Here is a 21,596-nt window from a genome sequence, read left to right on the forward strand (position 1 = left end):
GGACGGCATTAAAGGACTCGATCGCCAGCAACCCTACCGACCCGGATCGGGCTCCGCCACCACACCGGCGTCGTCGACCGTCGTGGCCGTCCGGGCCCGCGCGCGGCCGGCGACCGCCCCGAGGACCCCGTTCACGAAGCCGGCGGAGTCGTCGGTGGACAGCGACTGGGCGAGTTCGACGGCCTCGGCGATCGCGACCGCGTCGGGGACCTCGTCGTTCCAGCGGATCTCCCACACCCCCATGCGGAGGATGCAGCGGTCGAGCACGGGCATCCGCGCGATCGTCCAGCCCTGGGCGTGGTCCACGATGATCCGGTCGATCTCCGCGCGGTCGTCGTCCACTCCCGTGACGATCTGGCGTGCGTAGTCCCAGCTCGAGGCCCGCTCGGGCTGGTCGAGGTGGCGGACGGTCTCGGTCGCGAGGACCTCGGCGATGGGCAGGCCGCGGACCTCGGCGACGTAGAGCATGTCGAGTGCGCGTTTCCGCGCCTTCGAACGGGCGCTCATCGAACCCCCGCCTCAGTCGTTGACGCGGCCGAGGTAGTCACCCGTGCGGGTGTCGACCTTGACCTTCGTGCCGGTCTCGAGGAAGAGCGGCACCTGGATCTGGTAGCCGGTCTCGACGGTGGCGGGCTTCGTGCCGCCCGTCGAGCGGTCGCCCTGGAGGCCCGGCTCGGTGTACGTGACCTCGAGCACCACGCTGGCGGGGAGCTCGACGTACAGCGGGTTGCCCTCGTTCATCGCGATGGTGGCCATCGACGACTCGAGCAGGAAGTTCTTGGCGTCACCGACGATCTCGCTCGGGATCGTGACCTGGTCGTAGGTGTCGGTGTCCATGAACACGTAGCCGTCGCCATCCGTGTACAGGTACTGGAAGTCGCGTCGGTCCACCGTCGCGAACTCGAGCTTCGCGCCCGCGTTGAACGTGCGGTCGACGACCTTGCCGGACGTGACGTTCTTCATCTTGGTGCGGACGAACGCGCCGCCCTTGCCCGGCTTGACGTGCTGGAACTCGATGACGGACCAGAGCTGGCCGTCCATGTTGAGAACGGCGCCGTTCTTGATGTCCGTGGTGCTCGCCATGCGCGTGTGTTCCGTTCGATGTGGAGATGGTGGTGTTCGTCGGGTGGCCGGAGGCCTCGGACAAGTGTAGCGGAGCCGACCCGGTGCCCCTCCGGGCCGCCTGGGGAGGAGGGGCTAGACCCCGACCTCCTGGTAGGCGGTGAACAGGAGGGCCGGTTCCGGCCCCTCGAGCACGATCGGCTTCGCGAGGCCGTCCAGCACGATGAACCGCAGCATGCCGGCCCGTGCCTTCTTGTCGCGGCGCATCGTCGCGAGCAGGCCCTCCCATCGGCCGAGGGGGTAGGTCGTCGGCAACGAGAGCGACTCGAGCACGGTCCGGTGGCGGTCCACCGTCGCGTCGTCCAGGTGACCGGTCAGCCGCGCGAGTTCGGCCGCGAACACCATGCCCACGGCGACCGCAGCTCCGTGCCGCCACTGGTAGCGCTCCGCGTGCTCGATGGCGTGCCCGAGCGTGTGCCCGTAGTTCAGGATCTCGCGCTTGCCCTGCTCGGTGAAGTCCGACGAGACGACCCGCGCCTTGAGGTCGATCGCGAGCTCGACCACGCGACGGAACTCCGGGGTGGTCGGATCGGTGACGCGGTCGACGTCGCGCTCGATCGTGTCGAGGATCTCGGGCACGGCGATGAACCCGGCCTTCACGATCTCGGCGAAGCCCGTGAGGATCTCGTTCCTCGGCAGCGTCGTGGCCAGGTCGAGGTCGACGACGACGGCCCGGGGCGCGTAGAAGGCACCGACGAGGTTCTTGCCCTCGTTCGTGTTGATCCCCGTCTTGCCGCCGACGCTCGCGTCGACCATGCCGAGCACGCTCGTCGGCACCTGCACGAGCGCGACCCCGCGGAGCCACGTCGCGGCCACGAACCCGGCGAGGTCGGTGACCGCACCACCCCCGAGCCCCACCACGGCGTCGGTCCGCGTGAAGTCGGCCTGCCCGAGGATCTGCCAGCAGAAGGCCGCGACCTCGACCCGCTTGGCGGACTCGGCGTCGGGCACCTCGGCGATGAGGGCCTCCAGACCGGCGTCGACGAGACGCGCGCGGAGCACCTCGGCCTGCTCCGCGAGCGGCGCAGCGTGCACGATGAGCACCTTCGCGACGCCGCGCGGCAGGACCGTCGGCACCGCCTCGAGGAGACCGTGCCCGACGGCCACGACGTACCCGTCGTCCCCGCCCACCCGGATCTGCGTCGTGCCGTCCGGCAGCGCCGTGCTCGTCGTCATGGTTCCTCCTCTGGTGCCGGCGCGCCAGCGGCCGCCACTGGTGCCGATGCTGGTCCTGGTGTCTCGGCGGCGCGGACCCAGGCGACGACGTCGTCGACCACGCGGCTCATCGGACGCCGTGAGGTGTCCACGACCACGTGCGCGAGGGACGCGTACGTCGCTGCGCGCGCATCCGCGATCGCGGTCCACGCGTCGATGCCGCCGACGGCCAGGAGCGGGCGGTCGGTCCCGACGATGCGCTCGGCGACGGCGTCGGCCGAGACGGTGAGCAGCACCACCCGGCACGTCGCGATGGCCGCGCGGGTGGCGGCGTGCGTGACGGCGCCGCCACCCACCGCGACGACGCCGCCCGTGTCGAGCGCGGCGTCGACCGCGGCCCGCTCGAGGTCGCGGAACGCCGCCTCGCCGCGTTCGGCGAAGATGCGGTCGATGGGTCCGTGTTCCCGCACGATCTCACGGTCCGTGTCGGTGAAGGGCACGCCGAGTGCCTTCGCCGCGCGCTTGCCCACGGTGGACTTGCCTGCGCCCATCGGACCGATGAGCACCACGGGCACCGCCAGCCGATGCGGCCGGGTCCACGTGTCGTCGTGGCGAGCGACGCCCGACGGTCCGGAGCCCGGCGGCGTCGCGCTCACAGGGACGGTGTGGGCTGCTGAACGTCGGCGGACGACGTCACGCCACGCGTCCGCAACGACGCCGGGATCGCCGCGAGGTACGCGTCGAGGTTCCGCCTGGTCTCGCCGACGGAGTCGCCGCCGAACTTCTCGAGCACGGCGTCGGCCAGGACGAGCGCCACCATCGCCTCGGCGACGACGCCCGCGGCCGGAACGGCACAGACGTCCGAGCGCTGGTGGTGCGCCGAGGCGTCCTCGCCGGTCGCGACGTCGACCGTGTGCAGCGCGTGGGGCACCGTCGCGATCGGCTTCATCCCGGCACGGACGCGGAGGACCGTGCCCGTGGACATGCCGCCCTCGGTGCCGCCGGCGCGGTCGGACGTGCGGTAGATCTCGCCGTCGGCCTGGAACAGCTCGTCGTGGGCCGCGGAACCCCGCCGCGCCGCCGTCGCGAAGCCGTCACCGACCTCGACGCCCTTGATCGCCTGGATGCCCATGATCGCGGCGGCGAGCCGGGCGTCGAGACGCCGGTCCCACTGCACGTGGGACCCGAGCCCCGGCGGGAGACCGTAGAACAGCACCTCCACGACGCCGCCGAGCGTGTCGCCGTCCTTCTTGGCGGCCTCGACCTCGGTGACCATGCGCGCGCTCGTGGCGGCGTCGAAGCACCGCAGCTGGTCGTCGTCGAGCCGGTCGACGTCCGTGGGCACGGGCAGCGGCGCGTCGTCCGGTACCCGAACCGTGCCGACCTGCAGCGTGTGGCTCACCGACGTGATGCCGAGTTCCGCCAGGAACGACTTGGCGACGGCGCCGAGTGCGACTCGCGCCGCGGTCTCGCGCGCCGACGCGCGCTCGAGGATCGGACGCGCCTCGTCGAACGCGTACTTCTGCATGCCCACGAGGTCGGCGTGGCCCGGTCGGGGTCGGGTGAGCGGCGCGTTGCGACCGCGGGAGGCGTCCGTCGTCTCGACCGGCTCGGCGTTCATCACCTCGACCCACTTGGGCCACTCGGTGTTCCCGACGCGGATCGCGATCGGGCTGCCGAGGGAGGAACCGTGGCGGACACCGCTCGAGATGTGCAGCTCGTCCTGCTCGAACTTCATGCGGGAACCACGACCGTACCCGAGCTTGCGGCGCGCGAGGTCGGCGCGGATCTGCTCGTACGACACCGGGACGCCGGCCGGCAGCCCCTCGAGCACGGCGATGAGTTCGGGTCCGTGGGACTCACCTGCGGTCAACCAGCGAAGCATGGTGTCCATCCTCCCACAGCCCGAACGGCCGGCCGCCGCCCGGGATCACTTGTAATCGGGGTGGGCCTTCATCCACGCCTGCCACTGGGCGACCGCGGCCTCGTGTTCCGCGTAGGTCGTCGAGAACACGGTCGCTCCGGTCTGCAGGTCGACCGTCACGAAGTACAGCCAGCTGCCGGCCGCGGGATGCATGACCGCGTTGATGGCGATGTCGCCCGGGTTCGAGATCGGACCGGGCGGGAGCCCCTTGTGCTGGTACGTGTTGTACGGGTTGCCGGCGTCCGCGCGTTCGGCGTCGGTCGTGGTCACCCGGTCGGTGTGCCCGGTGCCGTACGCGACCGTCGCGTCCGACTGGAGCGGCATGCCCTGGTCGATGCGGTTCTGGAACACCCGGGCCACCTTCGGGTAGTCGGCGGCGAGTCCGGCTTCCTTCTGCACGACCGAGGCGAACGTCACGACGTGCGCGCGTTCGGCCACCGGCACCCCCGCGTCGTCGAGGTGCTGGTTCATGGTGTCGACCATCGACTGGAAGTACTGCGTTGCCGTCCACGACGGGTTGATCGGGTACGTGGCGGGGAACAGGTAGCCCTCGAGGCTCGTCACGCCCGCAGGGAGGCCGTAACCCGAGACGTCCGCGGCGGCGGCGGCCACCGACGCCTGGGTGAGGCCGGCCTTGCTCACGAGTGACGCCTCGACGTCCTTGAGCACCGCGCCCTCGGGGATCAGGACCGTCGCGGTCACCTTGTTCGCGCTGTCCTGCAGCGCCGCGAGGGCCGCCTTCGCGCTCATGTGGTGCTTGAGCTGGTACGAACCCGGCTGGAACTGGACGTCCTGCTTGGTGAGGAGGAGCTGGTAGAACGCGGTCGAGGTCTTGACGACACCGCTCCGGTGCAGGGTCTTCGCGACGTCGCTGCCGATGTCGCCCTCTTTGATGGTGACCGTCACCTTGCCCGTGCCGCTCCCCGTGTAGTCGGTGGGTTCCTGCTTCTTCGTCAGGCTCGCGACGACCGACTGGACCTTCGGCACCACGAACAGGGTGGCGCCGGCACCCCCCGCGAGCACGATGGCGACGATCACGATGCCCGCGACGACCGCGCCCCGCGAGCGACGGCGGCGCGGCGGCTGCGGACGCCGGGAGGCCCCACCGCGACGCCCGGAGCGACGCCCGTCGCCGACTCCCCCGTCGCGGCCCGCCGCGGCTCCGACGGCGACCGCGGCGGAATCCTGCTCGGCCCGACCGGGCGCATCTCGGTCGGCGGTCTCGTCGTCGTGGTGGCCGAACAGCGCACGGACGTCGCTGTGGTGGTGGTCCTGTGGGTCGGTGACGACGTCGTCGCCCCCGCTGCTGCGGTCGGCCCGGGCCGCGGCCTCTCGAGCTGCGCGGCGGGTCAGGTGGGGAGGACGAGCATCGGCGGCGCTGGGTTCGAGCGGAGCTCCGGCTCGGTCCGGAGCGGAAGGTGCCCGGTCGTCGGCGGCCCCGACGGCGCGGTCGTCACGCTGCTGGTCGGCATCGTCGCCGGGCGCGATGATCGCACGCCAATCAAGGTCGTCTGCCACGCTGCTCGATGTTCCTCGGGTCGGTGTTGCTCGGATCGGGTCGCTCTCGCACGAGTCACGGGATCAGTGACCCCGGCGGAGTGCCTCCCGAGCGCTCTCGGTCGAGCGCATGTTGCAGAATGATAACAGCGGCGGCTTGATCGATGACGGCTCGCGATCTCCGGCTGTCCCGGCCCGCCTCGCGCATGCCCCGCTGGGCGCTTACGGTCGACAGCCGTTCGTCCACGAGGCGCACCGGGACCCGGGTCGCGATCCGTGCGGCGAAGGCCCGCGCGTCCGTGGTCGACGGGGTGTCGTCCCCGGACAGCGACAACGGGAGCCCGACGATCACCTCGATCGCGTCGTACTCCGCCGCGAGCTCGAGGATCCGGGGCACGTCTCGCCGGTCATCGCGACGGACGGTCTCGACCGGGGTGGCGAGCAGGCCGTCGCGGTCCGACACCGCCACCCCGATGCGCGCCCGTCCGACGTCGACGCCGAGGCGCCTCCCGGTGCGCACGCCGGTCAGGCGCCGAGACGATCGGTGACCGCACGGAGCGCTGCGGGGAGCGCCGCCACGTCGGTGCCGCCGCCCTGGGCGAGGTCCGGCTTGCCGCCGCCGCCCCCGCCGAGGACGCCGGCGGCCTCCTTCGCGAGGGGGCCCGCCTGGACGCCGTGCTGTCGAGCGGCGTCGTTGGTGGCGACGATGACGGCCGGTTTGCCGTTCACGACCGCACCGAGCACGACGACGGCCGCGTCCGTGCCGAGCTGCCCGCGCACGGCGGTCGCGAGGGACCGGAGGTCGTCCGACGAGTTCAGGCCCTCGACCGTCTGCGCGACGACGGTGGTGTCGCCGACCTTGCCAGCGGTCCGAGCGATGCCCGGGACGCGCTGCTGCAGGTTCGCCGACTCGAACTCGGCGATCCGCTTCTCGGCGCTCTTGAGGTCGGCCATCAGTCCGGCGACACGGGCGGGGAGGTCCTCGCGCGGCGCCTTCAACGCGCTCGACAGCTGCGACACGATGGTCCGCTCGACGGCGAGGTCGCGGAAACCCTCGAGCCCGACGAGCGCCTCGACACGGCGGTTCGTCGACCCGACGCTGCTCTCGCCCACGAGGTTGACGAGCCCGACCTGGGCGCTCGACGCCACGTGCGTGCCACCACACAGCTCGCGCGACCAGGGTCCGCCGATGTCGACCATCCGGACCTCGGACCCGTACTTCTCGCCGAAGAGTGCCTGCGCCCCGAGCGCCTTCGCCTCGTCGAGCGGCAGGACACGGGTCGTGACGTCGAGGTCGGACCGGATGGCGCCGTTCACGACGTCCTCGATCTCGGTCCGCGTCGCGAGGGACACGGGCTGGCTCCACGAGAAGTCGAGCCGCATGTACCCGGCCTTGTTGTACGAGCCGGCCTGCAGCGCGTCGGGCCCGAGGATCTCGCGCAGTGCCGCGTTCACCAGGTGCGTCGCGGAGTGGGCCTGGGTCGCACCGCGCCGGTACTCGGCGTCGACCACCGTGGTCGCGGCGTCACCGACCCCGACCTCGCCCGACCGCACCTGCACCGTGTGGCTGTACAGGCCCGCGACCGGCTTCTGCACATCGAGCACCTCGAGGTCGAAACCGTTGCCGACGATCGATCCCTGGTCGGCGTCCTGTCCGCCCGACTCCGCGTACAGCGAGGTCTCGGCGAGGACGATCTCGGCGATGTCGCCCGCCACCGCGCGGTCCACGCCCCGGCCGTCGACGATGATCCCGAGCACACGGGTCTCGGTCTCGAGGGTGTCGTACCCCGTGAACACGGTCTCGCCCTGGGCACGGAAGGCGCTGTAGACGCTGAGGTCCGCCAGCGCGCGCTTCTTGCTCTTGGCGTCGGCCTTGGCACGAGCACGCTGGTCCGCCATGAGGGTGTCGAACGCCGCGCGGTCGACACGCAGGCCGGCTTCCTCGGCCATCTCGAGCGTGAGGTCGATCGGGAACCCGAACGTGTCGTGCAGGAGGAACGCGGTGTCGCCGCCGATCGGGGCACCCCCGTCCTGCTTGGCGCGGTCGACGGCGACGTCGAGGATGGTCGTGCCCTGCTCGAGCGTGCGGAGGAACGCGTCCTCCTCGGCGAAGGCGAGCCGCGCGATGCGGTCGAAGTCGTCGTGGACCTCGGGGTACGCGGCCTTCATGGCGTCGCGGGACGCCGGGAAGAGCTCCGGGAAGGTGGCGTCCTGGACCCCGAGGAGTCGCATCGCGCGGACCGAACGCCGGAGCAGCCGCCGGAGGATGTACCCGCGGCCCTCGTTCGACGGCTGGACACCGTCCGACATGAGCATCAGCGACGACCGGACGTGGTCCGCGATGACGCGCATGCGGACGTCGTCGCCGTGGTCGGCGCCGTACCGACGACCGGAGAGCTCCGCGGCGCGGTCGAGCACCGGGCGGACCTGGTCGATCTCGTACATGTTGTCGACGCCCTGCTTGAGGAAGGCGACGCGCTCGAGACCCATGCCCGTGTCGATGTTCTTGCTCGGGAGCTCCCCGACGATCTCGAAGTCGTACTTCGAGCGGACGTCCTGGATCTGGTACTGCATGAACACGAGGTTCCAGATCTCGACGTAGCGGTCGTCGTCGGTCGCGGGGCCGCCGTCGGCGCCGTAGGCAGGACCGCGGTCGAAGAAGATCTCGGAGCAGGGGCCCGCCGGGCCGGGTTGACCGGTCGACCAGTAGTTCGTGTCCTTGTCGAGCCGCTGGATGCGCTCGTCCGGCAGCCCGGCGATCTGCTTCCAGTACCGGATGGCCTCGTCGTCGTCCTTGTACACGGTGACCCAGAGGTCCTTCGGGTCGAACCCGAGACCCCCGTCCGACTCGTTCGACGTGAGCAGCTCCCACGCGTACGTGATCGCCTGCTCCTTGAAGTAGTCGCCGAACGAGAAGTTCCCGTTCATCTGGAAGAAGGTGCCGTGCCGCGGCGTCCGCCCGACCTCTTCGATGTCGTTCGTGCGGATGCACTTCTGCACGCTCGTGGCCCTGGGGAACGGCGCCGGCACCAGACCGGACAGGTACGGGATGAACGGGACCATCCCCGCGACGGTGAACAGCAGCGAGGGGTCGTCCGACACGAGCGAGGCGGAGGGGACGACGGTGTGGCCACGGTCCCCGAAGTACTCGAGCCAGCGGCGGCGGATGTCAGCGGTCTGCATGGTGCTTCCTGGTCGTGACGGTGGACTGGCGGGGTGACGGAACGGGCCCCCGGGCGGAGACCGGGGCCGGCCGCACCGATGGGGTCAGGCGTGGTCGCCGGGGCGTGCCCGCAACTCGGCCTCGCGCGAGCGGTAGCCATCGGCGACGGCGGATGCGAAGGCCTTCGCGGCCGATCCGGCCCGGACCACGGGGCGCTGGGCAGCCTGCGACCGGTCGACCCGCCGCGCGAGGACGAACCCCACCACGAGACCGACGGCGACGAAGAACAGCTGCTTCACGTCCGGCTCCCTCCCACACCCGCAGGCGTGCCCTGCCCAGCTTAGTGCGGTCCGCCGGAACGCCGGAGGGCGGGCCGTCCGCTGTGGACGACCCGCCCTCGGCGGTGGTGCTGTGGATCAGCGGGCGGCGTAGTACTCGACGACCAGCTGGACCTCGCAGGTCACGGGGACCTCGGCGCGCTTCGGGCGACGCACGAGGCGGGCCTGGAGCTTGTCGATCTCGACCTCGAGGTACCCGGGCACCTTCGGGAGGACGTCCAGGTGACCACCGGCGGCGGCGACCTGGAACGGCTCGAGCGACTCGGAGCGCTGCTTGACGTGGATCAGCTGCCCCGGCTTGACGCGGAACGAGGGACGGTCGACGAGCTTGCCGTCGACCAGGATGTGGCGGTGCACGACGAGCTGGCGTGCCTGCGCGGTGGTCCGGGCGAAGCCGGCGCGGAGGACGAGCGCGTCGAGACGCTCCTCGAGGAGCTCGACCAGGCTCTCACCCGTCAGGCCCTTCGACTTGCGGGCCTCTTCGAAGACGATGCGGAGCTGCTTCTCGCGGATGCCGTACTGGGCACGGAGACGCTGCTTCTCACGGAGGCGGACGGCGTAGTCGCTGTCGGCCTTGCGGCGGGTGCGACCGTGCTCACCCGGCCCGTAGGGGCGCTTCTCGAGGTAACGGGCCGCCTTCGGCGTCAGCGGGATGCCGAGCGCGCGCGACAGGCGGGTCTTGCTGCGGGAACGTGACTTGGTAGACACAGGGTCCTTTTCTGTACTGAACGAACGGATCACGGTGGCCCCGCCGTGCGCACACGACGATCACCTGCGGCGCTCCGCTGACGCGGAGCGGATCGCCCGTGACGGGATCCAGAGGGATGAGCCTGTGGGATCGGACGGCTACAGTCCGAACCGCGGTCACTGCGGTCCTCGACGCAGCCGCACGCGAGGACCCGGACGTGGGCGCGAACAGCATAGCAGGGCGGCCGCGGCCGTCGGAAGCAGCGAGGCCGTGCGTGTCAGGATCCGCGGATGATGCGCCGCAGTCGGTCGAGTCGCGGTCCGACCTCGCGCTCGTTCCCGTTCGTCGTGGGGCTGTAGTACTCGGTGCCCTCGAGGACGTCGGGGAGGTACTGCTGTCGCGCCACCCCGTGCTCGGCGTCGTGCGCGTAGACGTACCCCTTGCCGTGGCCGAGCCGCTTCGCACCGGGGTAGTGCGCGTCGCGCAGGTGGGTGGGGACGACTCCCATCCGGCCCGCCCGGACATCGGCGATCGCCGCGTCGATGCCGGTGTACGCGGCGTTCGACTTGGGTGCGGTGGCGAGGTAGACCACCGCCTCGGCGAGGGGGATGCGGCCCTCGGGCATCCCGATCAGCTGCACGGCCTGGGCTGCGGCGACCGCGATCGGGAGCGCCTGGGGATCGGCCATCCCGATGTCCTCGGACGCCGAGATGATCACCCGGCGCGCGATGAACCGCGGGTCCTCGCCCGCCTCGATCATGCGGGCCAGGTAGTGCAGCGCGGCATCGACGTCGCTGCCACGGATCGACTTGATGAACGCGCTGATGACGTCGTAGTGCTCGTCCCCCTGCCGGTCGTACCGCAGGAGCGCGCGGTCCACCGCGGCCGCGATCGTCTCGGCCGTGACGACCGGCACGGTCTCGTGGTCGTCCGACGCCGCGATCGCCGACTGCGCGGCCGCCTCGAGGGCGGTCAGGGCACGGCGGGCGTCACCCGAGGCGAGTCGGACGAGCGCCGCACGGGCCTCGTCACCGAGGACGACGGTCCCGGCCAGTCCACGAGGATCCTCCACGGCGCGGTCGACCAGGGTCCCGAGGTCCGCGTCGGACAGCGGGCGCAGTGTCAGGAGCAACGACCGGGAGAGCAGGGGCGCGATGACCGAGAACGAGGGGTTCTCGGTCGTCGCGGCGATGAGGACGACCCAGCCGTTCTCGACCCCCGGCAGCAGGGCGTCCTGCTGGGCCTTGCTGAACCGGTGGATCTCGTCGAGGAACAGGACGGTGGTCGAGCCGTAGAGATCGCGGTGGGCGAGGGCGCGCTCCATCACCTCACGCACGTCCTTGACGCCTGCGGTGACGGCGCTCAGTTCGACGAAGGCCCGACCGGAAGAACGGGCGATGGCCTGCGCGATGGTGGTCTTGCCGGTGCCCGGTGGACCCCAGAGGATGACCGAGACGCCACCGGGACGGTCGTCCGCTCCGGACGCCAGGGACACGAGTGGTGATCCGCGCCCGAGCAGGTGCCCCTGCCCGGCGACCTCGTCGAGGCTCGTCGGCCGCATGCGCACGGCGAGCGGCGCCGCGCCCTGACCGACGCCCGGCGCGCTCTGCACGCCCGTCACCGACCGGTCCGCTGCCATGTCCCCCATGGTAAGCGGCGGCACCGACACGATGCGCGGGACCGGGAGGACGCCACCACCGCAGGCCGCGGCGATCGGTCATCGGGTCGTCCACTACGATCCTCCCTGGCACCGGGGCGGCCGGGACGCGGGACCAGGGCGGAGGACACGTGGCACCGAGGAACCAGGGCAGGGATGCCAGGGAGGCGCGCGACCGCCTCCGTCTGTACCAGGCGCGCCAGGGCCTCCACGACCGGCGACGCCGGAGGCGGCGGCGGGACGACCTCGTCGCAATCGTGGCACTCGTCGTCGTCGCGGCACTCGCCACGGGCTCACAGCTCGTGCACGACGGGCGGGCGACGGCCTCCGCATCCGCATCGGCATCGGCATCCGCGTCCGCGTCCGCGACGAGCACGCCGACCCCGTCCGCCAGCGCCACCGCGGCGGACACCGGGAACGTGCCGAGCGCGTCCATCGCGAAGGCCTCGACCTGGACGGGCAGGCTCACGCTCAACAAGACGGTCACGTTGGACATCGAACTCGACGGGAAGGCGGCACCCCAGTCGACGAGCGTCCTGGTCGACCTCATCCGCAAGCAGTTCTACGACGGCACGTCCTGCCACCGGCTCAGCGTCACGAAGGGGGCACAGTTCATCCAGTGCGGCTCCGCCAACGGCGACGGCACCGGGGACGCCGGGTTCGAGTACGGACCGCTCGAGAACGTGCCCGCGGACGGCGACTACCCGACCGGCACGATCGCCATGGCCAGGAGCAGCTCGCAGTACTCCCAGAACACGCAGTTCTTCATCACCTACGGCGACACGCACCTCGACGGCTCGACCGGTGGCTACACGGTCGTCGGCAAGGTGACCGCGGGGCTCCCCCGGCTCCGGAAGACGATCACGTCGAAGGGGATCGGCACCGCCGGCAGCGACGGTACCGGTGCGCCGAAGGTCCCCACGACCATCACGGGCGCGACCATCGCCATCGAGCGGTGACCCACGGCCTCCCCGGCGGAACGGTTGGTCCTGTGTCGGAGGTGCCGCCGCCACCGGCCGCCCACGCCCCTGGCAAGTGACCCGTCGCCATCACAGCCCGTGCAATAGGCTGGCGTCCTGACCGGCCGACGGTGACGTCGGCGAGCACGACCACGATCGAGGCGAGACCTGTGGGACCTGACGAAGCAACGAGCTGGGGGCGAGTCGACGAGACCGGGACGGTGTACGTCCGGTACGGCGACGACGAGCGTGCGGTCGGTGAGTACCCCGACGCCGCCCCGGAGGAAGCCCTCGCCTACTACGCCCGCAAGTACGCCGACCTCGAGGGTCAGGTGCGGATCGCCGAGCAGCGCGCGCAGCGCGGCGCTTCGGCGTCGGACATCGGCCGGACGGTCGAGCATCTACGCACGGCGCTCGCCGACGCTCGGGTGGTCGGCGACATCCAGGCCCTCGAGCGGCGCGTGGACGTCCTCGGCGAGCAGGTCGGCTCCCTCGGTCGTGAGCAGGCCGAACAGGCCGAGCAGGCCCTGACCGACGCGCTGGCGTACCGACGGGGCCTCGTCGAGGAAGCCGAGGCACTGGCGGCGGTGGATCCGGCACGGGCGCAGTGGAAGCAGATCACCACGCAGCTCGACGACGTCTTCGCCCGGTGGCAGCGGCACCAGCACGATGGTCCGCGGATCCCGAAGAACGAGGGCAACGAGCTGTGGAAGCGGTTCCGCACCGCCCGTTCCACCGTCGACCAGCACCGCCGTGCCTTCTACGCCGACCTCGACGCGCAGCACCGCGAGGCACGGTCCCGCAAGCAGGAGCTCGTCGACCAGGCCGAGGCGCTCGCGACCCGCGGCTCGGACGGCATCCCCGCGTACCGCCAACTGCTCGAGGACTGGAAGCACGCCGGCCGCGCGGGCAAGCGGTACGACGACGCACTGTGGAGCCGGTTCAAGGCCGCGGGTGACGTCCTCTTCGCGCAGAAGCACGACGAGGTCGCCCGCGAGTCCGAGGAGTACACGGCGAACCTCGACGCGAAGCTCGCGCTGCTGACCGAGGCCGAGCCCCTGCTGCAGGAGACCGACCGGGTCGCGGCACGCCGACGCCTGACCGACATCCAGCGCCGGTGGGACGAGATCGGTCGCGTGCCGCGCGACCGCGTCCGCAGTGTCGAGGACCGCATGCGTGCGATCGAGTCGCACGTCCGCGGGCTCGAGGACGAGCACTGGCGCGAGTCGGACCCCGAGCGCAAGGCCCGGTCCGCCGGGCTCGCGAGCCAGCTCGAGGACGCCATCGGCAAGCTCCAGGCCGAGCTGAACGACGCCGAGGCCTCGGGTGACACCGCTCGGATCAAGGCCGCGCAGGAGGCCCTGGACGCCAGGAGGATCTGGCTGGACGCACTGGGATAGTGACGTCGTCGGCGACCCGCTCGTCGGACGTGCCCGGGTCGCGCCGCCGGCCGCCGGCCGCTGGTCGCCCCAGCAGCTAGTCGACGCCGAGGATCACCCGGATCTCGCGGTCGTCCTGCCGCATCTGCGCCGCGAGCGCGTCCATGCCGTCGAACGCGACCATGCCGCGCACGTAGGCGACGAACATCACCGTGATGACGTCGTCGTACAGGTCGATGTCGACGTCGAGCAGGTGCGCTTCGATCTGCTTCTCGGGGACGCCCTCGAACGTCGGGTTGTTCCCGACGGAGACCGCGGCCGGGTAGGTCCGGCCCCGATGCAGCACCCGCGCGGCGTACACGCCGTCCGCGGGCACGAACCCCTCGCAGTCGGGATCGAGGTTGGCGGTCGGGTAGCCCATCTCGCGCCCGCGCTCGTTGCCGTGCACGACCGTGCTCCGCACGGCGTGGTCGCGGCCGAGCAGCCGCGCGGCCTCCGCGACGCGACCGACGGACAGCAGCTCGCGGATCCAGGTCGACGAGACGCGCCGTTCCCCCGCGGACCGGCCGTCGTCGACGAGGTCCACGTCATCGATCAACCGGACGGAGAACCCGTGCTGCTCGCCGAGGCGCCGGAGCAGGTCGACGTCGCCGGCACCGCGGGCGCCGAACCGGAAGTCGCTCCCGACGAGCACGACCCGTGCGTGGAGGGCACCCACGAGGACGCGCGCGACGAACTCGGCGGCGGGCAGCGACTGCAGGGACTGGTCGAACGGCAGCAAGAGGGTCGCGTCCACCCCGGCCGCCTCGAGCAGCTCGCGCCGCTGCCGGATGCTCGTGAGCGCCGGTGGCACGTGCCCGGGATCGAGCACCGACAGCGGGTGACGGTCGAAGGTCACGACGGTGGACACGAGGTCGTGTTCACGCGCGGCGTCCTCGAGCTGCGCGATGACGGCGCGGTGCCCGACGTGGACGCCGTCGAACTTGCCGATCGTGACCGCGCTCGGACCGAAGCCCGCCGGGACCTCGGCGAGGTCGGCGAAGTACTGCATCGTCACTCCCCCGAGGTCGCGGCGTCGGCACGACCGGCCGCGGCCCGCTCCGCGTCCGGCTCGGGCGCGACGCGCGACGACGGCGGGTCCGCCGCGATGGCCTGCACAGCGGCGCGGTGGTGGGTCCGCAACCACCACAGCCCGGCGACCGGCAGGACGAGGGGCACCCAGTAGTACCCGGCTCCGAAGCCCGACCACACGGTGTCGTCGGGGAACAGGGCGTGGTCGAACAGCGACAGGAACCCGATGACGACGACCCCGACCATCTCGAACCCGATCGTCACCCAAGCGACGCGGTACCAGGTGCGGCCCGGGGCGATGAGCGCGACCATCGCGACGATGTAGACCACGGCGGACAGGGCACTCAACGTGTAGGCGAACGGCGCGTGGTGGAACTTCTCGATGATCTGCACGACGCTGCGTCCGGTCGCCGCGAGGGCGAGGATGCCGTAGACGGCGATGAGGACGCGACCGATGCCGGTCGCGCGAGAGGACTTGGTCGGCATCGCCCCGATTCTAGCGGCCGGGAGGCGCGGCTCGGTCTGGCGCCGACCGGTCACGCCTGGGCGAACCAGATCTGGGACATCCGGTAGACCATGACCGCGACGGTGAAGGCTCCCGCTCCGAGCACCACGGTGCTCCACCGGGTGCGGTCGATGAGGGCCCAGACGATCGCCGCAGGTGGGACGAGCAGCACCGACACCGCGTACACCCCGAACTCGAGCGCGTTTCCCCTCGGCGGGTTGCCCACCGCGGGTTGCACGATCGCGACGACACCCTGGGCGATGAGCAGGAGCTCGATGAGCACGAGCGCGCCGACGGTCGGGTCGTTCGGCTTCCAACCGATCAGGCCGACCACGACACAGAAGAGGCCGGTGAGGGCCGCGAAGCCGACCTGGACCCAGGTGAACCAGTCGATCATGCGTCCGCTCCTGTCGGGAAGTTCGTGATGACCCGCAGCGCGCCACGTCGGACGGACACGAGTCCGACGAGGCGGTCGTCCGCCGCGGCGACGGCCGCGACCGGACCGTCGGTGTCGGCCAGGTCGGTCGGCACCCGTTTGCCGTCGCTGAGGTCCCGTGCCGCTGCGGAGTCGAGCACGACCTCCCGGAACAGGACGCGGGCGACGTCCGCCGGACGGCGCAGCCGGGCCCGGACGTCGACGTCGTCGTCCTCGAGCACGACGGCGTCGGCGACGGCGAACGGTCCGATCCGGGTCCTGCGCAGTGCGGTGAGGTGGCCGCCGGTCTCGAGGGCCACCGCGACGTCACGGGCGAGGGCGCGGACGTATGTGCCGGAGGAACACTCGACGTCGACGTCGAGGTCGACGACCGGGGTCTCCACGCCCTCCACGGCCACGACCAGGTCACGCCGGGCCAGGACGTCGAAGCGCGCCACCGTCACACGTCGCGGTTCCAGCTCGACGGTCTCGCCCGCGCGCACCCGGGCGTACGCCCGTCGGCCGTCGACCTTGATGGCGCTGACCGTGCTCGGCACCTGCTCGATGGTCCCCCGCTGCGCGCCCACGGCCTCCTCGAGCCGGACGTCGTCGAGCGCGTCCGGGAGCAGTCCGGGGGACGCGACCACGGCACCGTCGGCGTCGTCGGAGTCGGTCGCGACACCGAGCCGGATCGTCGCGGTGTACCGCTTGTCGAGGCCGACCAGGTGCGTCAGCAGACGCGTCGACGGCCCGACACCGAGGACGAGCAGACCCGTCGCCATCGGGTCGAGGGTCCCGGCGTGCCCGATCTTGCGGATGCCGAAGCGTCGGCGCGCGATCGAGACCGACCGGTGGCTGGAGATGCCGCCCGGCTTGTCGACGAGGAGGATCCCGTTGGGGGCCGGTTCGAGCACCGGGAAAGGGTAGCAGCGCCGGCGCTCAGCCGACGTCGCGCGGGTCGCCTCCGGCTAGCACGCGTCCGCCCAGTTCCGCCGCGGGTGCTCGGGGTCCGTCACGTCGAGGACGGCCGACGCAGCACCCTTCGGGTCGTCCTGACGGACGTACGTGGTGAACGGGTCCTCGGCGCGCGGCTCGGACCGATCGTCGCGCTCGACCCACAGGGACCAGCGCCAGAGGGACCGCACGGAGCGCGACAGCAGACGCTTCCCCGTGACGACGAGGATCCCGGGGTCGGTGCCGATCGTCCGGAAGGGATCGACGACCTCGGCTCGGAGGCCATCGGCATCCGTCGAGGACGCCGCGGCGTGCATGGCCTTGACCCCCTGCTGCTCGAGTGCCGCGACGAGGCCCGCTGCGACGCGCTCCAGGTCGACGCCCGGCCCGCCGTCGACCGCGATCACCGTCCGAGCGGCGCCCGCGTTGTGCGCGACCTCCGTCGCGATCGCCTGCATGGTGTCGGTCTCCTGCGGTGCCCATCGTGCCATCGCTCCACCGTAGGCTCTCCTGGTGGTCCCCGTTCCGCGCCCCGAGCACCCCTCGGACGTCTCCCCAGACGTCGCCGCCCGGGAGGCCCGACCCGGCCCCGACATCGCGACCCCGCTCATCGCGTGGTTCCGCCAGCACGGCCGCGACCTCCCGTGGCGACGACCCGGGTTCCCCGCCTGGGGCACGATGGTGAGCGAGATCATGCTCCAGCAGACACAGGTCGCACGGGTCGTCCCACGGCTCGAGGCGTGGCTCGCGCGCTGGCCGACGCCAGCCGCCCTCGCCGCCGACCCGCCGTCCGAGGCGGTCCGTGCCTGGGACCGGCTGGGCTACCCGCGACGCGCGCTCGCGCTGCACGCCGCGGCGACCGCCATCGTCGACCGACACGAGGGCGTCGTCCCATCGGACGTCGACGCCCTCCTCGCGCTCCCCGGCATCGGCGACTACACGGCGCGGGCGATCGCGGTGTTCGCCTTCGGGCTGCGCCACCCGGTCGTCGACGTCAACGTCCGCCGGGTCCTCGCCCGGGCGCTGCTCGGGCAGGCCGAGCCGGGGCCGGCGAACGCTCGACGTGACCTGCCGCTGATGGCTGCGGTGCTGCCTCCCGATCTCGAGGACGCGGCTGCGACGAACGCGGCGGTCATGGAGCTCGGCGCGCTCGTGTGCGTCGCGAAGCGGCCCGCATGCGACGTGTGCCCGATCTCCGATCGATGCCGGTGGCGCGCGCAGGGGCACCCCGCGCACGACGGCCCGCGGGCGCCCCGGCAGTCGCGGTTCGCCGGGAGCGACCGACAGGTCCGCGGGCTGATCATGGCCGAACTCCGGGCCAGCGACGTCCCGGTGACCCTGGACGAGATCGCGATGGTGTGGCCCGACGCCGAGCAGCGCGACCGCGCGCTCCGATCGCTGGTGCGGGACGGGCTCGCCGTCGGGTCCGACGCCGTCGGCTACTCGCTGCCCGGGTCCGCCTGACGGGTGACGACGTCGGCCGAGTCCTCGTCGTCGTCCTCGTCGTCGTGTCGGTACGGGTCGGCGTCGCCCGCGTAGGACGCGGCGGACGCCTGTGCCCGCGCCGCGGCGTCGCGGTCACGCGCCTCGGCGAGCAACGCGTCGATGTGCGCAGCGTTCTCCGGCACGGCGTCGGCGATGAACTCGAGGGTCGGGGTCAGCCGAGCGGTGATGTTCTTGCCGACCTCGCTGCGGAGCATGCCGGTCGCGGACTTCAGCGCCGCCGCGGTGTCCTGCCGCTCCTCGTCCGAGCCGTACACGGTGTAGAAGACGGACGCGTGCTGCAGGTCGCCGGTCACCTGGACGTCCGTGATCGTGACGAATCCGAGACGCGGGTCACGGATGCCCTTGTCCAGCCGCCTGGCGACGATCTCCTGGATGCGGTCCGCCATCTTGCGGGCGCGCTGTGGGTCGGCCATGGGGTCCTCCTGGTGGTGTGGGAACGAGGGCGGGGCCCCGCCGGGACGCGGTGTGCGTCCCGGCGCGGCCCCGCCGGACGAGCGGACTCAGCCGCGCGGCTTCTCGACCATCTCGATGGTCTCGATCTCGTCGCCGATCTGGATGTCGTTGTACTTGCCGAGACCGACGCCCGCCTCGAAGTCCGTCCGGACCTCGGTGACGTCGTCCTTGAACCGGCGCAGCGACTCGATGGCGAGACCGTCGGCGAGCACGACGCCGTCACGGATGACGCGCGCCTTGGCGTTGCGCGTGATCGTGCCGGACCGGACCACCACACCGGCGATGTTGCCGAACTTCGACGAACGGAACACCTCGCGGATCTCCGCCACACCCGACTGGACCTCTTCGAACTCGGGCTTGAGCATGCCCCGCAGGGACTGCTCGATGTCCTCGAGTGCCGAGTAGATGACCGAGTAGAAGCGGATGTCCACACCCTCGCGAGCGGCACGTTCCCGTGCCTTCGTGTCGGGGCGGACGTTGAACCCGATGATGATCGCGTTGTCGACCGTCGCGAGGTTGACGTCCGACTCCGTGACCGCACCGACACCGCGGTGGATGATCCGGAGCTGGACGCTCTCGTCGACCTCGATCTTGAGCAGCGACTCCTCGAGCGCCTCGACGGCACCGGAGACGTCACCCTTGATGATGAGGTTGAGCGCGTCGACCTTGCCCTCTTCGAGTGCACGGGTGAAGTCCTCGAGCGAGATGCGCTTGCGGGCCTTGGCCAGCTGGGCGTTGCGCTCGACGGCCTCGCGCTTCTCGGCGATCTGGCGGGCCGTGCGGTCCTCCTCCGTCACCAGGAAGGTGTCACCGGCACGCGGCACGCTCGACAGACCCTGCACCTGCACGGGACGACTCGGCGTCGCGGCCTCGACCGCGTTGCCGTTCTCGTCCATCATCGCGCGGACGCGGCCGTAGGCGGTGCCCGCGACGATCGCGTCGCCGACGTGCAGCGTCCCGGACTGGATGAGCACGGTCGCGACCGCACCGCGTCCCTTGTCGAGACGCGCCTCGATGGCGACACCGCGGGCGTCCTTGTCGGGGTTGGCACGGAGATCGAGTCCCGCGTCGGCCGTGAGCAGCACGGCCTCGAGCAGGGCGTCGATGTTCGTGTTGTTCCGCGCGGACACGTCGACGAACATGACGTCGCCGCCGTACTCCTCGGCCACGAGCCCGTACTCGGTGAGCTGCTGGCGGACCTTGGCGGGGTTCGCGCCTTCCTTGTCGATCTTGTTCACCGCGACCACGATCGGGACGTTCGCCGCCTGCGCGTGGTTCAGGGCCTCGACCGTCTGCGGCATGATGCCGTCGTCGGCCGCGACCACGAGGATCGCGATGTCCGTCACCTGGGCACCACGGGCACGCATGGCGGTGAACGCCTCGTGACCCGGGGTGTCGATGAACGTGATCGGGCGCTCGATGCCCTCGTGCTCGGAGATGACCTGGTACGCACCGATGTGCTGCGTGATGCCGCCGGCCTCACCCGCGACGACGTTCGCGTTCCGGATCGCGTCGAGCAGGCGGGTCTTGCCGTGGTCGACGTGACCCATGACCGTGACGACCGGCGGACGGGCGACGAGGACCGAGTCGTCCTCGTCGTCGAGCTCGGCGTCGAGGTCGATGTCGAAGCCCTCCAGGAGCTCCTTGTCCTCGTCCTCCGGGGAGACGATCTGGATCTTGTAACCGAGCTCCTCGCCGAGGACCTCGAAGGTCGCCTCGTCCAGCGACTCAGTCGCGGTCGCCATCTCACCGAGGTGGAACAGCACCGTCACGAGGTTGCCGGGGCTCGCGTCGATCTTGTCCGCGAAGTCCGAGATGCTCGCACCACGACGCAGCCGGACGACCGTGTTGCCGTCACCGCGCGGGACCTGCACGCCGCCGATCGACGGCGCCTGCCGCATCTCGTACTCGGCGCGCTTCGTCCGCTTCGACTTGCGAGCGCGGCTCTTGCCGCCACCACGACCGAACGCACCAGCGGTGCCACCACCCGGACCACGGCCACGACCGCCACCGCCGGCCGGACGCGCGGGTCCGAAGCCAGGGCGTTGGAATCCGCCACCGGCACCGGCTCCCGCACCACCGGGACGCTGGAAGCCACCGCCCTGGCCGCCACGGCCGGGCCCACCCGGACGCTGGCCGAAGCCGTTCGGACGCGCACCCTGACCGGGCCCACCCGGACGCGGAGCACCGGGCCGGGGAGCGCCCGGACGCGGCGGCTGCGGACGCGGGATGCCACCCGTACCGCCACCCGGACGCGGCATGCCCTGGTTCTGCGAGAACGGGTTGTTGCCGGGGCGGGGCGGACGCGAGCCCATGCCCTGACTCGACGAGTAGGGGTTGTTGCCCGGGCGCGCGCCGCCCGGCTTCGGGCCGGGGCGTGCGGCGCCCGGCTTCGGCGCCGTCGACGATGCGGCACCGTCGACCTTGTCGGCCTGGTTCTTCTGCGCCTGGGCCTTCTGGGCGGCCTCGGCCTGCGCCTGCCGCTCGGCCACCGACATGGGGGCGGCCGGACGCGGCGCGTCGTTCACCGAGGGCTGCTCCGCTTCGACGGGCGCGGCGGGCGCGGGTGCCGGTGCAGCGGGGCGCGGTGCCTGCGGGCGCGGCGCGGCCTTCGGTGCCGCCGGCTTGGTCGCCGACGACGACGTCGCGCCGGATGCCTCGAGCGCCGCGCGGAGCTTGCGGGCGACGGGCGGCTCAATGCTCGAGCTCGGGCCCTTGACGAACTCGCCGAGCTCCTTGAGCTTCTCGAGCGCGGTCTTGCTGTCGACACCGAGCTCGCTGGCGATCTCGTGTACGCGTGGTTTTGCCAC

Annotated in this window: 21 protein-coding genes; 3 read left to right on the forward strand and 18 right to left on the reverse strand. The window is 71.7% G+C overall.

Translation table 11 applies throughout. The features are described 5' to 3' along the window. Positions 1-33: 33 nt before the first annotated feature. From nusB to DEI81_RS03770, 11 genes are all read right to left on the reverse strand, one after another. Positions 34-507 carry a transcription antitermination factor NusB gene (gene nusB, locus DEI81_RS03720; RefSeq protein WP_111009158.1) on the reverse strand — a complete coding sequence of 158 codons (474 nt, stop codon included), beginning with the start codon at positions 505-507 and terminating at the stop codon, positions 34-36. 12 nt (positions 508-519) lie between these two features. Continuing rightward, positions 520-1,083, reverse strand: coding sequence for an elongation factor P (gene efp, locus DEI81_RS03725; protein WP_111009159.1), 564 nt, complete (start codon positions 1,081-1,083; stop codon positions 520-522). A gap of 114 nt (positions 1,084-1,197) precedes the next feature. After that, on the reverse strand, positions 1,198-2,298 hold the full coding sequence (gene aroB, locus DEI81_RS03730; protein ID WP_258368474.1) for a 3-dehydroquinate synthase: 1,101 nt from the start codon (positions 2,296-2,298) through the stop codon (positions 1,198-1,200). After that, a complete protein-coding gene (locus tag DEI81_RS03735) occupies positions 2,295-2,852 on the reverse strand; it encodes a shikimate kinase (RefSeq protein ID WP_111009360.1) in 558 nt (185 codons plus the stop codon). The genes aroB and DEI81_RS03735 overlap by 4 nt, the downstream gene beginning before the upstream one ends. 77 nt (positions 2,853-2,929) lie before the next feature. Then, positions 2,930-4,162: a chorismate synthase gene (aroC, locus tag DEI81_RS03740; protein WP_111009160.1), complete on the reverse strand. Its 1,233-nt coding sequence runs from the start codon at positions 4,160-4,162 to the stop codon at positions 2,930-2,932. Between the two features lie 45 nt (positions 4,163-4,207). Then, positions 4,208-5,719: an endolytic transglycosylase MltG gene (mltG, locus tag DEI81_RS03745; protein ID WP_258368475.1), complete on the reverse strand. Its 1,512-nt coding sequence runs from the start codon at positions 5,717-5,719 to the stop codon at positions 4,208-4,210. Positions 5,720-5,774: 55 nt separating this feature from the next. Further along, the gene (gene ruvX / locus DEI81_RS03750) at positions 5,775-6,218 is read right to left on the reverse strand and encodes a Holliday junction resolvase RuvX (RefSeq protein ID WP_181435103.1); all 444 of its coding nucleotides are present in this window, start codon (positions 6,216-6,218) and stop codon (positions 5,775-5,777) included. A 5-nt stretch (positions 6,219-6,223) separates the two neighbouring features. Beyond that, positions 6,224-8,881, reverse strand: a complete 2,658-nt coding sequence (gene alaS / locus DEI81_RS03755; protein ID WP_111009161.1) for an alanine--tRNA ligase — start codon at positions 8,879-8,881, stop codon at positions 6,224-6,226. Between the two features lie 84 nt (positions 8,882-8,965). Continuing rightward, complete coding sequence (locus DEI81_RS03760; protein ID WP_111009162.1) at positions 8,966-9,160, reverse strand: hypothetical protein; 195 nt, start codon at positions 9,158-9,160, stop codon at positions 8,966-8,968. A gap of 117 nt (positions 9,161-9,277) precedes the next feature. Then, positions 9,278-9,907 carry a 30S ribosomal protein S4 gene (gene rpsD / locus DEI81_RS03765; protein WP_111009163.1) on the reverse strand — a complete coding sequence of 210 codons (630 nt, stop codon included), beginning with the start codon at positions 9,905-9,907 and terminating at the stop codon, positions 9,278-9,280. 257 nt (positions 9,908-10,164) lie between these two features. Beyond that, positions 10,165-11,526, reverse strand: coding sequence for a replication-associated recombination protein A (locus DEI81_RS03770; protein WP_111009363.1), 1,362 nt, complete (start codon positions 11,524-11,526; stop codon positions 10,165-10,167). A 275-nt stretch (positions 11,527-11,801) separates the two neighbouring features. On the opposite strand from DEI81_RS03770, the gene DEI81_RS03775 reads away from it, so the two are divergent. Further along, positions 11,802-12,503, forward strand: coding sequence for a peptidylprolyl isomerase (locus DEI81_RS03775; RefSeq protein WP_258368476.1), 702 nt, complete (start codon positions 11,802-11,804; stop codon positions 12,501-12,503). A 170-nt stretch (positions 12,504-12,673) separates the two neighbouring features. Next, entirely contained in the window at positions 12,674-13,903 is a 1,230-nt protein-coding gene (locus DEI81_RS03780; protein ID WP_181435316.1) for a DUF349 domain-containing protein, read from the forward strand. A 76-nt stretch (positions 13,904-13,979) separates the two neighbouring features. Here the strand turns inward: DEI81_RS03780 and DEI81_RS03785 are convergent, their stop codons facing one another. The 5 genes from DEI81_RS03785 to DEI81_RS03805 are packed head-to-tail and all read right to left on the reverse strand — an operon-like array spanning position 13,980 to position 17,318. Then, positions 13,980-14,933: a bifunctional riboflavin kinase/FAD synthetase gene (locus DEI81_RS03785; protein WP_111009364.1), complete on the reverse strand. Its 954-nt coding sequence runs from the start codon at positions 14,931-14,933 to the stop codon at positions 13,980-13,982. A 2-nt stretch (positions 14,934-14,935) separates the two neighbouring features. After that, on the reverse strand, positions 14,936-15,439 hold the full coding sequence (locus DEI81_RS03790) for a hypothetical protein (protein WP_111009166.1): 504 nt from the start codon (positions 15,437-15,439) through the stop codon (positions 14,936-14,938). A 50-nt stretch (positions 15,440-15,489) separates the two neighbouring features. Beyond that, a complete protein-coding gene (locus tag DEI81_RS03795; protein WP_111009167.1) occupies positions 15,490-15,855 on the reverse strand; it encodes a hypothetical protein in 366 nt (121 codons plus the stop codon). Further along, positions 15,852-16,787 (reverse strand): tRNA pseudouridine(55) synthase TruB, encoded by a 936-nt coding sequence (gene truB / locus DEI81_RS03800; RefSeq protein WP_111009168.1) that lies wholly within the window; start codon positions 16,785-16,787, stop codon positions 15,852-15,854. The genes DEI81_RS03795 and truB overlap by 4 nt, the downstream gene beginning before the upstream one ends. 54 nt (positions 16,788-16,841) lie before the next feature. Then, a complete protein-coding gene (locus DEI81_RS03805; RefSeq protein WP_111009169.1) occupies positions 16,842-17,318 on the reverse strand; it encodes a hypothetical protein in 477 nt (158 codons plus the stop codon). A 103-nt stretch (positions 17,319-17,421) separates the two neighbouring features. Here DEI81_RS03805 and DEI81_RS03810 point away from each other — a divergent pair, with 103 nt between their 5' ends. Continuing rightward, a complete protein-coding gene (locus DEI81_RS03810) occupies positions 17,422-18,291 on the forward strand; it encodes an A/G-specific adenine glycosylase (RefSeq protein WP_220035627.1) in 870 nt (289 codons plus the stop codon). Here the strand turns inward: DEI81_RS03810 and rbfA are convergent. Beyond that, positions 18,267-18,746: a 30S ribosome-binding factor RbfA gene (rbfA, locus tag DEI81_RS03815; protein WP_111009171.1), complete on the reverse strand. Its 480-nt coding sequence runs from the start codon at positions 18,744-18,746 to the stop codon at positions 18,267-18,269. The genes DEI81_RS03810 and rbfA overlap by 25 nt on opposite strands. Before the next feature lie 87 nt (positions 18,747-18,833). Beyond that, positions 18,834-21,596: a translation initiation factor IF-2 gene (infB, locus tag DEI81_RS03820; RefSeq protein WP_111009172.1), complete on the reverse strand. Its 2,763-nt coding sequence runs from the start codon at positions 21,594-21,596 to the stop codon at positions 18,834-18,836.

This window comes from Curtobacterium sp. MCBD17_013 (assembly GCF_003234565.1).
Lineage (GTDB): Bacteria > Actinomycetota > Actinomycetes > Actinomycetales > Microbacteriaceae > Curtobacterium.